Below are 15,688 nucleotides of genomic sequence, written 5' to 3' on the forward strand. Positions count from 1 at the left end.
AAAAAAAAAAAAAAAAAAAAAAAAAAAAAAAAAAAAAAAAAAAAAAAAAAAAAAAAAAAAAAAAAAAAAAAAAAAAAAAAAAAAAAAAAAAAAAAAAAAAAAAAAAAAAAAAAAAAAAAAAAAAAAAAAAAAAAAAAAAAAAAAAAAAAAAAAAAAAAAAAAAAAAAAAAAAAAAAAAAAAAAAAAAAAAAAAAAAAAAAAAAAAAAAAAAAAAAAAAAAAAAAAAAAAAAAAAAAAAAAAAAAAAAAAAAAAAAAAAAAAAAAAAAAAAAAAAAAAAAAAAAAAAAAAAAAAAAAAAAAAAAAAAAAAAAAAAAAAAAAAAAAAAAAAAAAAAAAAAAAAAAAAAAAAAAAAAAAAAAAAAAAAAAAAAAAAAAAAAAAAAAAAAAAAAAAAAAAAAAAAAAAAAAAAAAAAAAAAAAAAAAAAAAAAAAAAAAAAAAAAAAAAAAAAAAAAAAAAAAAAAAAAAAAAAAAAAAAAAAAAAAAAAAAAAAAAAAAAAAAAAAAAAAAAAAAAAAAAAAAAAAAAAAAAAAAAAAAAAAAAAAAAAAAAAAAAAAAAAAAAAAAAAAAAAAAAAAAAAAAAAAAAAAAAAAAAAAAAAAAAAAAAAAAAAAAAAAAAAAAAAAAAAAAAAAAAAAAAAAAAAAAAAAAAAAAAAAAAAAAAAAAAAAAAAAAAAAAAAAAAAAAAAAAAAAAAAAAAAAAAAAAAAAAAAAAAAAAAAAAAAAAAAAAAAAAAAAAAAAAAAAAAAAAAAAAAAAAAAAAAAAAAAAAAAAAAAAAAAAAAAAAAAAAAAAAAAAAAAAAAAAAAAAAAAAAAAAAAAAAAAAAAAAAAAAAAAAAAAAAAAAAAAAAAAAAAAAAAAAAAAAAAAAAAAAAAAAAAAAAAAAAAAAAAAAAAAAAAAAAAAAAAAAAAAAAAAAAAAAAAAAAAAAAAAAAAAAAAAAAAAAAAAAAAAAAAAAAAAAAAAAAAAAAAAAAAAAAAAAAAAAAAAAAAAAAAAAAAAAAAAAAAAAAAAAAAAAAAAAAAAAAAAAAAAAAAAAAAAAAAAAAAAAAAAAAAAAAAAAAAAAAAAAAAAAAAAAAAAAAAAAAAAAAAAAAAAAAAAAAAAAAAAAAAAAAAAAAAAAAAAAAAAAAAAAAAAAAAAAAAAAAAAAAAAAAAAAAAAAAAAAAAAAAAAAAAAAAAAAAAAAAAAAAAAAAAAAAAAAAAAAAAAAAAAAAAAAAAAAAAAAAAAAAAAAAAAAAAAAAAAAAAAAAAAAAAAAAAAAAAAAAAAAAAAAAAAAAAAAAAAAAAAAAAAAAAAAAAAAAAAAAAAAAAAAAAAAAAAAAAAAAAAAAAAAAAAAAAAAAAAAAAAAAAAAAAAAAAAAAAAAAAAAAAAAAAAAAAAAAAAAAAAAAAAAAAAAAAAAAAAAAAAAAAAAAAAAAAAAAAAAAAAAAAAAAAAAAAAAAAAAAAAAAAAAAAAAAAAAAAAAAAAAAAAAAAAAAAAAAAAAAAAAAAAAAAAAAAAAAAAAAAAAAAAAAAAAAAAAAAAAAAAAAAAAAAAAAAAAAAAAAAAAAAAAAAAAAAAAAAAAAAAAAAAAAAAAAAAAAAAAAAAAAAAAAAAAAAAAAAAAAAAAAAAAAAAAAAAAAAAAAAAAAAAAAAAAAAAAAAAAAAAAAAAAAAAAAAAAAAAAAAAAAAAAAAAAAAAAAAAAAAAAAAAAAAAAAAAAAAAAAAAAAAAAAAAAAAAAAAAAAAAAAAAAAAAAAAAAAAAAAAAAAAAAAAAAAAAAAAAAAAAAAAAAAAAAAAAAAAAAAAAAAAAAAAAAAAAAAAAAAAAAAAAAAAAAAAAAAAAAAAAAAAAAAAAAAAAAAAAAAAAAAAAAAAAAAAAAAAAAAAAAAAAAAAAAAAAAAAAAAAAAAAAAAAAAAAAAAAAAAAAAAAAAAAAAAAAAAAAAAAAAAAAAAAAAAAAAAAAAAAAAAAAAAAAAAAAAAAAAAAAAAAAAAAAAAAAAAAAAAAAAAAAAAAAAAAAAAAAAAAAAAAAAAAAAAAAAAAAAAAAAAAAAAAAAAAAAAAAAAAAAAAAAAAAAAAAAAAAAAAAAAAAAAAAAAAAAAAAAAAAAAAAAAAAAAAAAAAAAAAAAAAAAAAAAAAAAAAAAAAAAAAAAAAAAAAAAAAAAAAAAAAAAAAAAAAAAAAAAAAAAAAAAAAAAAAAAAAAAAAAAAAAAAAAAAAAAAAAAAAAAAAAAAAAAAAAAAAAAAAAAAAAAAAAAAAAAAAAAAAAAAAAAAAAAAAAAAAAAAAAAAAAAAAAAAAAAAAAAAAAAAAAAAAAAAAAAAAAAAAAAAAAAAAAAAAAAAAAAAAAAAAAAAAAAAAAAAAAAAAAAAAAAAAAAAAAAAAAAAAAAAAAAAAAAAAAAAAAAAAAAAAAAAAAAAAAAAAAAAAAAAAAAAAAAAAAAAAAAAAAAAAAAAAAAAAAAAAAAAAAAAAAAAAAAAAAAAAAAAAAAAAAAAAAAAAAAAAAAAAAAAAAAAAAAAAAAAAAAAAAAAAAAAAAAAAAAAAAAAAAAAAAAAAAAAAAAAAAAAAAAAAAAAAAAAAAAAAAAAAAAAAAAAAAAAAAAAAAAAAAAAAAAAAAAAAAAAAAAAAAAAAAAAAAAAAAAAAAAAAAAAAAAAAAAAAAAAAAAAAAAAAAAAAAAAAAAAAAAAAAAAAAAAAAAAAAAAAAAAAAAAAAAAAAAAAAAAAAAAAAAAAAAAAAAAAAAAAAAAAAAAAAAAAAAAAAAAAAAAAAAAAAAAAAAAAAAAAAAAAAAAAAAAAAAAAAAAAAAAAAAAAAAAAAAAAAAAAAAAAAAAAAAAAAAAAAAAAAAAAAAAAAAAAAAAAAAAAAAAAAAAAAAAAAAAAAAAAAAAAAAAAAAAAAAAAAAAAAAAAAAAAAAAAAAAAAAAAAAAAAAAAAAAAAAAAAAAAAAAAAAAAAAAAAAAAAAAAAAAAAAAAAAAAAAAAAAAAAAAAAAAAAAAAAAAAAAAAAAAAAAAAAAAAAAAAAAAAAAAAAAAAAAAAAAAAAAAAAAAAAAAAAAAAAAAAAAAAAAAAAAAAAAAAAAAAAAAAAAAAAAAAAAAAAAAAAAAAAAAAAAAAAAAAAAAAAAAAAAAAAAAAAAAAAAAAAAAAAAAAAAAAAAAAAAAAAAAAAAAAAAAAAAAAAAAAAAAAAAAAAAAAAAAAAAAAAAAAAAAAAAAAAAAAAAAAAAAAAAAAAAAAAAAAAAAAAAAAAAAAAAAAAAAAAAAAAAAAAAAAAAAAAAAAAAAAAAAAAAAAAAAAAAAAAAAAAAAAAAAAAAAAAAAAAAAAAAAAAAAAAAAAAAAAAAAAAAAAAAAAAAAAAAAAAAAAAAAAAAAAAAAAAAAAAAAAAAAAAAAAAAAAAAAAAAAAAAAAAAAAAAAAAAAAAAAAAAAAAAAAAAAAAAAAAAAAAAAAAAAAAAAAAAAAAAAAAAAAAAAAAAAAAAAAAAAAAAAAAAAAAAAAAAAAAAAAAAAAAAAAAAAAAAAAAAAAAAAAAAAAAAAAAAAAAAAAAAAAAAAAAAAAAAAAAAAAAAAAAAAAAAAAAAAAAAAAAAAAAAAAAAAAAAAAAAAAAAAAAAAAAAAAAAAAAAAAAAAAAAAAAAAAAAAAAAAAAAAAAAAAAAAAAAAAAAAAAAAAAAAAAAAAAAAAAAAAAAAAAAAAAAAAAAAAAAAAAAAAAAAAAAAAAAAAAAAAAAAAAAAAAAAAAAAAAAAAAAAAAAAAAAAAAAAAAAAAAAAAAAAAAAAAAAAAAAAAAAAAAAAAAAAAAAAAAAAAAAAAAAAAAAAAAAAAAAAAAAAAAAAAAAAAAAAAAAAAAAAAAAAAAAAAAAAAAAAAAAAAAAAAAAAAAAAAAAAAAAAAAAAAAAAAAAAAAAAAAAAAAAAAAAAAAAAAAAAAAAAAAAAAAAAAAAAAAAAAAAAAAAAAAAAAAAAAAAAAAAAAAAAAAAAAAAAAAAAAAAAAAAAAAAAAAAAAAAAAAAAAAAAAAAAAAAAAAAAAAAAAAAAAAAAAAAAAAAAAAAAAAAAAAAAAAAAAAAAAAAAAAAAAAAAAAAAAAAAAAAAAAAAAAAAAAAAAAAAAAAAAAAAAAAAAAAAAAAAAAAAAAAAAAAAAAAAAAAAAAAAAAAAAAAAAAAAAAAAAAAAAAAAAAAAAAAAAAAAAAAAAAAAAAAAAAAAAAAAAAAAAAAAAAAAAAAAAAAAAAAAAAAAAAAAAAAAAAAAAAAAAAAAAAAAAAAAAAAAAAAAAAAAAAAAAAAAAAAAAAAAAAAAAAAAAAAAAAAAAAAAAAAAAAAAAAAAAAAAAAAAAAAAAAAAAAAAAAAAAAAAAAAAAAAAAAAAAAAAAAAAAAAAAAAAAAAAAAAAAAAAAAAAAAAAAAAAAAAAAAAAAAAAAAAAAAAAAAAAAAAAAAAAAAAAAAAAAAAAAAAAAAAAAAAAAAAAAAAAAAAAAAAAAAAAAAAAAAAAAAAAAAAAAAAAAAAAAAAAAAAAAAAAAAAAAAAAAAAAAAAAAAAAAAAAAAAAAAAAAAAAAAAAAAAAAAAAAAAAAAAAAAAAAAAAAAAAAAAAAAAAAAAAAAAAAAAAAAAAAAAAAAAAAAAAAAAAAAAAAAAAAAAAAAAAAAAAAAAAAAAAAAAAAAAAAAAAAAAAAAAAAAAAAAAAAAAAAAAAAAAAAAAAAAAAAAAAAAAAAAAAAAAAAAAAAAAAAAAAAAAAAAAAAAAAAAAAAAAAAAAAAAAAAAAAAAAAAAAAAAAAAAAAAAAAAAAAAAAAAAAAAAAAAAAAAAAAAAAAAAAAAAAAAAAAAAAAAAAAAAAAAAAAAAAAAAAAAAAAAAAAAAAAAAAAAAAAAAAAAAAAAAAAAAAAAAAAAAAAAAAAAAAAAAAAAAAAAAAAAAAAAAAAAAAAAAAAAAAAAAAAAAAAAAAAAAAAAAAAAAAAAAAAAAAAAAAAAAAAAAAAAAAAAAAAAAAAAAAAAAAAAAAAAAAAAAAAAAAAAAAAAAAAAAAAAAAAAAAAAAAAAAAAAAAAAAAAAAAAAAAAAAAAAAAAAAAAAAAAAAAAAAAAAAAAAAAAAAAAAAAAAAAAAAAAAAAAAAAAAAAAAAAAAAAAAAAAAAAAAAAAAAAAAAAAAAAAAAAAAAAAAAAAAAAAAAAAAAAAAAAAAAAAAAAAAAAAAAAAAAAAAAAAAAAAAAAAAAAAAAAAAAAAAAAAAAAAAAAAAAAAAAAAAAAAAAAAAAAAAAAAAAAAAAAAAAAAAAAAAAAAAAAAAAAAAAAAAAAAAAAAAAAAAAAAAAAAAAAAAAAAAAAAAAAAAAAAAAAAAAAAAAAAAAAAAAAAAAAAAAAAAAAAAAAAAAAAAAAAAAAAAAAAAAAAAAAAAAAAAAAAAAAAAAAAAAAAAAAAAAAAAAAAAAAAAAAAAAAAAAAAAAAAAAAAAAAAAAAAAAAAAAAAAAAAAAAAAAAAAAAAAAAAAAAAAAAAAAAAAAAAAAAAAAAAAAAAAAAAAAAAAAAAAAAAAAAAAAAAAAAAAAAAAAAAAAAAAAAAAAAAAAAAAAAAAAAAAAAAAAAAAAAAAAAAAAAAAAAAAAAAAAAAAAAAAAAAAAAAAAAAAAAAAAAAAAAAAAAAAAAAAAAAAAAAAAAAAAAAAAAAAAAAAAAAAAAAAAAAAAAAAAAAAAAAAAAAAAAAAAAAAAAAAAAAAAAAAAAAAAAAAAAAAAAAAAAAAAAAAAAAAAAAAAAAAAAAAAAAAAAAAAAAAAAAAAAAAAAAAAAAAAAAAAAAAAAAAAAAAAAAAAAAAAAAAAAAAAAAAAAAAAAAAAAAAAAAAAAAAAAAAAAAAAAAAAAAAAAAAAAAAAAAAAAAAAAAAAAAAAAAAAAAAAAAAAAAAAAAAAAAAAAAAAAAAAAAAAAAAAAAAAAAAAAAAAAAAAAAAAAAAAAAAAAAAAAAAAAAAAAAAAAAAAAAAAAAAAAAAAAAAAAAAAAAAAAAAAAAAAAAAAAAAAAAAAAAAAAAAAAAAAAAAAAAAAAAAAAAAAAAAAAAAAAAAAAAAAAAAAAAAAAAAAAAAAAAAAAAAAAAAAAAAAAAAAAAAAAAAAAAAAAAAAAAAAAAAAAAAAAAAAAAAAAAAAAAAAAAAAAAAAAAAAAAAAAAAAAAAAAAAAAAAAAAAAAAAAAAAAAAAAAAAAAAAAAAAAAAAAAAAAAAAAAAAAAAAAAAAAAAAAAAAAAAAAAAAAAAAAAAAAAAAAAAAAAAAAAAAAAAAAAAAAAAAAAAAAAAAAAAAAAAAAAAAAAAAAAAAAAAAAAAAAAAAAAAAAAAAAAAAAAAAAAAAAAAAAAAAAAAAAAAAAAAAAAAAAAAAAAAAAAAAAAAAAAAAAAAAAAAAAAAAAAAAAAAAAAAAAAAAAAAAAAAAAAAAAAAAAAAAAAAAAAAAAAAAAAAAAAAAAAAAAAAAAAAAAAAAAAAAAAAAAAAAAAAAAAAAAAAAAAAAAAAAAAAAAAAAAAAAAAAAAAAAAAAAAAAAAAAAAAAAAAAAAAAAAAAAAAAAAAAAAAAAAAAAAAAAAAAAAAAAAAAAAAAAAAAAAAAAAAAAAAAAAAAAAAAAAAAAAAAAAAAAAAAAAAAAAAAAAAAAAAAAAAAAAAAAAAAAAAAAAAAAAAAAAAAAAAAAAAAAAAAAAAAAAAAAAAAAAAAAAAAAAAAAAAAAAAAAAAAAAAAAAAAAAAAAAAAAAAAAAAAAAAAAAAAAAAAAAAAAAAAAAAAAAAAAAAAAAAAAAAAAAAAAAAAAAAAAAAAAAAAAAAAAAAAAAAAAAAAAAAAAAAAAAAAAAAAAAAAAAAAAAAAAAAAAAAAAAAAAAAAAAAAAAAAAAAAAAAAAAAAAAAAAAAAAAAAAAAAAAAAAAAAAAAAAAAAAAAAAAAAAAAAAAAAAAAAAAAAAAAAAAAAAAAAAAAAAAAAAAAAAAAAAAAAAAAAAAAAAAAAAAAAAAAAAAAAAAAAAAAAAAAAAAAAAAAAAAAAAAAAAAAAAAAAAAAAAAAAAAAAAAAAAAAAAAAAAAAAAAAAAAAAAAAAAAAAAAAAAAAAAAAAAAAAAAAAAAAAAAAAAAAAAAAAAAAAAAAAAAAAAAAAAAAAAAAAAAAAAAAAAAAAAAAAAAAAAAAAAAAAAAAAAAAAAAAAAAAAAAAAAAAAAAAAAAAAAAAAAAAAAAAAAAAAAAAAAAAAAAAAAAAAAAAAAAAAAAAAAAAAAAAAAAAAAAAAAAAAAAAAAAAAAAAAAAAAAAAAAAAAAAAAAAAAAAAAAAAAAAAAAAAAAAAAAAAAAAAAAAAAAAAAAAAAAAAAAAAAAAAAAAAAAAAAAAAAAAAAAAAAAAAAAAAAAAAAAAAAAAAAAAAAAAAAAAAAAAAAAAAAAAAAAAAAAAAAAAAAAAAAAAAAAAAAAAAAAAAAAAAAAAAAAAAAAAAAAAAAAAAAAAAAAAAAAAAAAAAAAAAAAAAAAAAAAAAAAAAAAAAAAAAAAAAAAAAAAAAAAAAAAAAAAAAAAAAAAAAAAAAAAAAAAAAAAAAAAAAAAAAAAAAAAAAAAAAAAAAAAAAAAAAAAAAAAAAAAAAAAAAAAAAAAAAAAAAAAAAAAAAAAAAAAAAAAAAAAAAAAAAAAAAAAAAAAAAAAAAAAAAAAAAAAAAAAAAAAAAAAAAAAAAAAAAAAAAAAAAAAAAAAAAAAAAAAAAAAAAAAAAAAAAAAAAAAAAAAAAAAAAAAAAAAAAAAAAAAAAAAAAAAAAAAAAAAAAAAAAAAAAAAAAAAAAAAAAAAAAAAAAAAAAAAAAAAAAAAAAAAAAAAAAAAAAAAAAAAAAAAAAAAAAAAAAAAAAAAAAAAAAAAAAAAAAAAAAAAAAAAAAAAAAAAAAAAAAAAAAAAAAAAAAAAAAAAAAAAAAAAAAAAAAAAAAAAAAAAAAAAAAAAAAAAAAAAAAAAAAAAAAAAAAAAAAAAAAAAAAAAAAAAAAAAAAAAAAAAAAAAAAAAAAAAAAAAAAAAAAAAAAAAAAAAAAAAAAAAAAAAAAAAAAAAAAAAAAAAAAAAAAAAAAAAAAAAAAAAAAAAAAAAAAAAAAAAAAAAAAAAAAAAAAAAAAAAAAAAAAAAAAAAAAAAAAAAAAAAAAAAAAAAAAAAAAAAAAAAAAAAAAAAAAAAAAAAAAAAAAAAAAAAAAAAAAAAAAAAAAAAAAAAAAAAAAAAAAAAAAAAAAAAAAAAAAAAAAAAAAAAAAAAAAAAAAAAAAAAAAAAAAAAAAAAAAAAAAAAAAAAAAAAAAAAAAAAAAAAAAAAAAAAAAAAAAAAAAAAAAAAAAAAAAAAAAAAAAAAAAAAAAAAAAAAAAAAAAAAAAAAAAAAAAAAAAAAAAAAAAAAAAAAAAAAAAAAAAAAAAAAAAAAAAAAAAAAAAAAAAAAAAAAAAAAAAAAAAAAAAAAAAAAAAAAAAAAAAAAAAAAAAAAAAAAAAAAAAAAAAAAAAAAAAAAAAAAAAAAAAAAAAAAAAAAAAAAAAAAAAAAAAAAAAAAAAAAAAAAAAAAAAAAAAAAAAAAAAAAAAAAAAAAAAAAAAAAAAAAAAAAAAAAAAAAAAAAAAAAAAAAAAAAAAAAAAAAAAAAAAAAAAAAAAAAAAAAAAAAAAAAAAAAAAAAAAAAAAAAAAAAAAAAAAAAAAAAAAAAAAAAAAAAAAAAAAAAAAAAAAAAAAAAAAAAAAAAAAAAAAAAAAAAAAAAAAAAAAAAAAAAAAAAAAAAAAAAAAAAAAAAAAAAAAAAAAAAAAAAAAAAAAAAAAAAAAAAAAAAAAAAAAAAAAAAAAAAAAAAAAAAAAAAAAAAAAAAAAAAAAAAAAAAAAAAAAAAAAAAAAAAAAAAAAAAAAAAAAAAAAAAAAAAAAAAAAAAAAAAAAAAAAAAAAAAAAAAAAAAAAAAAAAAAAAAAAAAAAAAAAAAAAAAAAAAAAAAAAAAAAAAAAAAAAAAAAAAAAAAAAAAAAAAAAAAAAAAAAAAAAAAAAAAAAAAAAAAAAAAAAAAAAAAAAAAAAAAAAAAAAAAAAAAAAAAAAAAAAAAAAAAAAAAAAAAAAAAAAAAAAAAAAAAAAAAAAAAAAAAAAAAAAAAAAAAAAAAAAAAAAAAAAAAAAAAAAAAAAAAAAAAAAAAAAAAAAAAAAAAAAAAAAAAAAAAAAAAAAAAAAAAAAAAAAAAAAAAAAAAAAAAAAAAAAAAAAAAAAAAAAAAAAAAAAAAAAAAAAAAAAAAAAAAAAAAAAAAAAAAAAAAAAAAAAAAAAAAAAAAAAAAAAAAAAAAAAAAAAAAAAAAAAAAAAAAAAAAAAAAAAAAAAAAAAAAAAAAAAAAAAAAAAAAAAAAAAAAAAAAAAAAAAAAAAAAAAAAAAAAAAAAAAAAAAAAAAAAAAAAAAAAAAAAAAAAAAAAAAAAAAAAAAAAAAAAAAAAAAAAAAAAAAAAAAAAAAAAAAAAAAAAAAAAAAAAAAAAAATAAAAAAAAAAAAAAAAAAAAAAAAAAAAAAAAAAAAAAAAAAAAAAAAAAAAAAAAAAAAAAAAAAAAAAAAAAAAAAAAAAAAAAAAAAAAAAAAAAAAAAAAAAAAAAAAAAAAAAAAAAAAAAAAAAAAAAAAAAAAAAAAAAAAAAAAAAAAAAAAAAAAAAAAAAAAAAAAAAAAAAAAAAAAAAAAAAAAAAAAAAAAAAAAAAAAAAAAAAAAAAAAAAAAAAAAAAAAAAAAAAAAAAAAAAAAAAAAAAAAAAAAAAAAAAAAAAAAAAAAAAAAAAAAAAAAAAAAAAAAAAAAAAAAAAAAAAAAAAAAAAAAAAAAAAAAAAAAAAAAAAAAAAAAAAAAAAAAAAAAAAAAAAAAAAAAAAAAAAAAAAAAAAAAAAAAAAAATAAAAAAAAAAAAAAAAAAAAAAAAAAAAAAAAAAAAAAAAAAAAAAAAAAAAAAAAAAAAAAAAAAAAAAAAAAAAAAAAAAAAAAAAAAAAAAAAAAAAAAAAAAAAAAAAAAAAAAAAAAAAAAAAAAAAAAAAAAAAAAAAAAAAAAAAAAAAAAAAAAAAAAAAAAAAAAAAAAAAAAAAAAAAAAAAAAAAAAAAAAAAAAAAAAAAAAAAAAAAAAAAAAAAAAAAAAAAAAAAAAAAAAAAAAAAAAAAAAAAAAAAAAAAAAAAAAAAAAAAAAAAAAAAAAAAAAAAAAAAAAAAAAAAAAAAAAAAAAAAAAAAAAAAAAAAAAAAAAAAAAAAAAAAAAAAAAAAAAAAAAAAAAAAAAAAAAAAAAAAAAAAAAAAAAAAAAAAAAAAAAAAAAAAAAAAAAAAAAAAAAAAAAAAAAAAAAAAAAAAAAAAAAAAAAAAAAAAAAAAAAAAAAAAAAAAAAAAAAAAAAAAAAAAAAAAAAAAAAAAAAAAAAAAAAAAAAAAAAAAAAAAAAAAAAAAAAAAAAAAAAAAAAAAAAAAAAAAAAAAAAAAAAAAAAAAAAAAAAAAAAAAAAAAAAAAAAAAAATAAAAAAAAAAAAAAAAAAAAAAAAAAAAAAAAAAAAAAAAAAAAAAAAAAAAAAAAAAAAAAAAAAAAAAAAAAAAAAAAAAAAAAAAAAAAAAAAAAAAAAAAAAAAAAAAAAAAAAAAAAAAAAAAAAAAAAAAAAAAAAAAAAAAAAAAAAAAAAAAAAAAAAAAAAAAAAAAAAAAAAAAAAAAAAAAAAAAAAAAAAAAAAAAAAAAAAAAAAAAAAAAAAAAAAAAAAAAAAAAAAAAAAAAAAAAAAAAAAAAAAAAAAAAAAAAAAAAAAAAAAAAAAAAAAAAAAAAAAAAAAAAAAAAAAAAAAAAAAAAAAAAAAAAAAAAAAAAAAAAAAAAAAAAAAAAAAAAAAAAAAAAAAAAAAAAAAAAAAAAAAAAAAAAAAAAAAAAAAAAAAAAAAAAAAAAAAAAAAAAAAAAAAAAAAAAAAAAAAAAAAAAAAAAAAAAAAAAAAAAAAAAAAAAAAAAAAAAAAAAAAAAAAAAAAAAAAAAAAAAAAAAAAAAAAAAAAAAAAAAAAAAAAAAAAAAAAAAAAATAAAAAAAAAAAAAAAAAAAAAAAAAAAAAAAAAAAAAAAAAAAAAAAAAAAAAAAAAAAAAAAAAAAAAAAAAAAAAAAAAAAAAAAAAAAAAAAAAAAAAAAAAAAAAAAAAAAAAAAAAAAAAAAAAAAAAAAAAAAAAAAAAAAAAAAAAAAAAAAAAAAAAAAAAAAAAAAAAAAAAAAAAAAAAAAAAAAAACAAAAAAAAAAAAAAAAAAAAAAAAAAAAAAAAAAAAAAAAAAAAAAAAAAAAAAAAAAAAAAAAAAAAAAAAAAAAAAAAAAAAAAAAAAAAAAAAAAAAAAAAAAAAAAAAAAAAAAAAAAAAAAAAAAAAAAAAAAAAAAAAAAAAAAAAAAAAAAAAAAAAAAAAACAAAAAAAAAAAAAAAAAAAAAAAAAAAAAAAAAAAAAAAAAAAAAAAAAAAAAAAAAAAAAAAAAAAAAAAAAAAAAAAAAAAAAAAAAAAAAAAAAAAAAAAAAAAAAAAAAAAAAAAAAAAAAAAAAAAAAAAAAAAAAAAAAAAAAAAAAAAAAAAAAAAAAAAAAAAAAAAAAAAAAAAAAAAAAAAAAAAAAAAAAAAAAAAAAAAAAAAAAAAAACAAAAAAAAAAAAAAAAAAAAAAAAAAAAAAAAAAAAAAAAAAAAAAAAAAAAAAAAAAAAAAAAAAAAAAAAAAAAAAAAAAAAAAAAAAAAAAAAAAAAAAAAAAAAAAAAAAAAAAAAAAAAAAAAAAAAAAAAAAAAAAAAAAAAAAACAAAAAAAAAAAAAAAAAAAAAAAAAAAAAAAAAAAAAAAAAAAAAAAAAAAAAAAAAAAAAAAAAAAAAAAAAAAAAAAAAAAAACAAAAAAAAAAAAAAAAAAAAAAAAAAAAAAAAAAAAAAAACAAAAAAAAAAAAAAAAAAAAAAAAAAAAAAAAAAAAAAAAAAAAAAAAAAAAAAAAAAAAAAAAAAAAAAAAAAAAAAAAAAAAAAAAAAAAAAAAAAAAAAAAAAAAAAAAAACAAAAAAAAAAAAAACAAAAAAAAAAAAAAAAAAAAAAAAAAAAAAAAAAAAAAAAAAAAAAAAAAAAAAAAAAAAAAAAAAAAAAATAAAAAAAAAAAAAAAAAAAAAAAAAAAAAAAAAAAAAAAAAAAAAAAAAAAAAAAAAAAAAAAAAAAAAAAAAAAAAAAAAAAAAAAAAAAAAAAAAAAAAAAAAAAAAAAAATAAAAAAAAAAAAAAAAAAAAAAAAAAAAAAAAAAAAAAAAAAAAAAAAAAAAAAAAAAAAAAAAAAAAAAAAAAAAAAAAAAAAAAAAAAAAAAAAAAAAAAAAAAAAAAAAAAAAAAAAAAAAAAAAAAAAAAAAAAAAAAAAAAAAAAAAAAAAAAAACAAAAAAAAAAAAAAAAAAAAAAAAAAAAAAAAAAAAAAAAAAAAAAAAAAAAAAAAAAAAAAAAAAAAAAAAAAAAAAAAAAAAAAAAAAAAAAAAAAAAAAAAAAAAAAAAAAAAAAAAAAAAAAAAAACAAAAAAAAAAAAAAAAAAAAAAAAAAAAAAAAAAAAAAAAAAAAAAAAAAAAAAAAAAAAAAAAAAAAAAAAAAAAAAAAAAAAAAAAAAAAAAAAAAAAAAAAAAAAAAAAAAAAAAAAAAAAAAAAAAAAAAAAAAAAAAAAAAAAAAAAAAAAAAAAAAAAAAAAAAAAAAAAAAAAAAAAAAAAAAAAAAAAAAAAAAAAAAAAAATAAAAAAAAAAAAAAAAAAAAAAAAAAAAAAAAAAAAAAACAAAAAAAAAAAAACAAAAAAAAAAAAAAAAAAAAAAAAAAAAAAAAAAAAAAAAAAAAAAAAAAAAAAAAAAAAAAAAAAAAAAAAAAAAAAAAAAAAAAAAAAAAAAAAAAAAAACAAAAAAAAAAAAAAAAAAAAAAAAAAAAAAAAAAAAAAAAAAAAAAAAAAAAAAAAAAAAAAAAAAAAAAAAAAAAAAAAAAAAAAAAAAAAAAAAAAAAAAAAAAAAAAAAAAAAAAAAAAAAAAAAAAAAAAAAAAAAAAAAAAAAAAAAAAAAAAAAAAAAAAAAAAATAAAAAAAAAAAAAAAAAAAAAAAAAAAAAAAAAAAAAAAAAAAAAAAAAAAAAAAAAAAAAAAAAAAAAAAAAAAAAAAAAAAAAAAAAAAAAAAAAAAAAAAAAAAAAAAAAAAAAAAAAAAAAAAAAAAAAAACAAAAAAAAAAAAAAAAAAAAAAAACAAAAAAAAAAAAAAAAAAAAAAAAAAAAAAAAAAAAAAAAAAAAAAAAAAAAAAAAAAAAAAAAAAAAAAAAAAAAAAAAAAAAAAAAAAAAAAAAAAAAAAAAAAAAAAAAAAAAAAAAAAAAAAAAAAAAAAAAAAAAAAAAAAAAAAAAAAAAAAAAAAAAAAAAAAAAAAAAAAAAAAAAAACAAAAAAAAAAAAAAAAAAAAAAAAAAAAAAAAAAAAAAAAAAAAAAAAAAAAAAAAAAAAAAAAAAAAAAAAAAACAAAAAAAAAAAAAAAAAAAAAAAAAAAAAAAAAAAAAAAAAAAAAAAAAAAAAAAAAAAAAAAAAAAAAAAAAAAAAAAAAAAAAAAAAAAAAAAAAAAAAAAAAAAAAAAAAAAAAAAAAAAAAAAAAAAAAAAAAAAAAAAAAAAAAAAAAAAAAAAAAAAAAAAAAAAAAAAAAAAAAAAAAAAAAAAAAAAAAAAAAAAAAAAAAAAAAAAAAAAAAAAAAAAAAAAAAAAAAAAAAAAAAAAAAAAAAAAAAAAAAAAAAAAAAAAAAAAAAAAAAAAAAAAAAAAAAAAAAAAAAAAAAAAAAAAAAAAAAAAAAAAAAAAAAAAAAAAAAAAAAAAAAAAAAAAAAAAAAAAAAAAAAAAAAAAAAAAAAAAAAAAAAAAAAAAAAAAAAAAAAAAAAAAAAAAAAAAAAAAAAAAAAAAAAAAAAAAAAAAAAAAAAAAAAAAAAAAAAAAAAAAAAAAAAAAAAAAAAAAAAAAAAAAATAAAAAAAAAAAAAAAAAAAAAAAAAAAAAAAAAAAAAAAAAAAAAAAAAAAAAAAAAAAAAAAAAAAAAAAAAAAAAAAAAAAAAAAAAAAAAAAAAAAAAAAAAAAAAAAAAAAAAAAAAAAAAAAAAAAAAAAAAAAAAAAAAAAAAAAAAAAAAAAAAAAAAAAAAAAAAAAAAAAAAAAAAAAAAAAAAAATAAAAAAAAAAAAAAAAAAAAAAAAAAAAAAAAAAAATAAAAAAAAAAAAAAAAAAAAAAAAAAAAAAAAAAAAAAAAAAAAAAAAAAAAAAAAAAAAAAAAAAAAAAAAAAAAAAAAAAAAAAAAAAAAAAAAAAAAAAAAAAAAAAAAAAAAAAAAAAAAAAAAAAAAAAAAAAAAAAAAAAAAAAAAAAAAAAAAAAAAAAAAAAAAAAAAAAAAAAAAAAAAAAAAAAAAAAAAAAAAAAAAAAAAAAAAAAAAAAAAAAAAAAAAAAAAAAAAAAAAAAAAAAAAAAAAAAAAAAAAAAAAAAAAAAAAAAAAAAAAAAAAAAAAAAAAAAAAAAAAAAAAAAAAAAAAAAAAAAAAAAAAAAAAAAAAAAAAAAAAAAAAAAAAAAAAAAAAAAAAAAAAAAAAAATAAAAAAAAAAAAAAAAAAAAAAAAAAAAAAAAAAAAAAAAAAAAAAAAAAAAAAAAAAAAAAAAAAAAAAAAAAAAAAAAAAAAAAAAAAAAAAAAAAAAAAAAAAAAAAAAAAAAAAAAAAAAAAAAAAAAAAAAAAAAAAAAAAAAAAAAAAAAAAAAAAAAAAAAAAAAAAAAAAAAAAAAAAAAAAAAAAAAAAAAAAAAAAAAAAAAAAAAAAAAAAAAAAAAAAAAAAAAAAAAAAAAAAAAAAAAAAAAAAAAAAAAAAAAAAAAAAAAAAAAAAAAAAAAAAAAAAAAAAAAAAAAAAAAAAAAAAAAAAAAAAAAAAAAAAAAAAAAAAAAAAAAAAAAAAAAAAAAAAAAAAAAAAAAAAAAAAAAAAAAAAAAAAAAAAAAAAAAAAAAAAAAAAAAAAAAAAAAAAAAAAAAAAAAAAAAAAAAAAAAAAAAAAAAAAAAAAAAAAAAAAAAAAAAAAAAAAAAAAAAAAAAAAAAAAAAAAAAAAAAAAAAAAAAAAAAAAAAAAAAAAAAAAAAAAAAAAAAAAAAAAAAAAAAAAAAAAAAAAAAAAAAAAAAAAAAAAAAAAAAAAAAAAAAAAACAAAAAAAAAAAAAAAAAAAAAAAAAAAAAAAAAAAAAAAAAAAAAAAAAAAAAAAAAAAAAAAAAAAAAAAAAAAAAAAAAAAAAAAAAAAAAAAAAAAAAAAAAAAAAAAAAAAAAAAAAAAAAAAAAAAAAAAAAAAAAAAAAAAAAAAAAAAAAAAAAAAAAAAAAAAAAAAAAAAAAAATAAAAAAAAAAAAAAAAAAAAAAAAAAAAAAAAAAAAAAAAAAAAAAAAAAAAAAAAAAAAAAAAAAAAAAAAAAAAAAAAAAAAAAAAAAAAAAAAAAAAAAAAAAAAAAAAAAAAAAAAAAAAAAAAAAAAAAAAAAAAAAAAAAACAAAAAAAAAAAAAAAAAAAAAAAAAAAAATAAAAAAAAAAAAAAAAAAAAAAAAAAAAAAAAAAAAAAAAAAAAAAAAAAAAAAAAAAAAAAAAAAAAAAAAAAAAAAAAAAAAAAAAAAAAAAAAAAAAAAAAAAAAAAAAAAAAAAAAAAAAAAAAAAAAAAAAAAAAACAAAAAAAAAAAAAAAAAAAAAAAAAAAAAAAAAAAAAAAAAAAAAAAAAAAAAAAAAAAAAAAAAAAAAAAAAAAAAAAAAAAAAAAAAAAAAAAAAA

Source organism: Reinekea marina, from assembly GCF_030409715.1.
Lineage (GTDB): Bacteria > Pseudomonadota > Gammaproteobacteria > Pseudomonadales > Natronospirillaceae > Reinekea > Reinekea marina.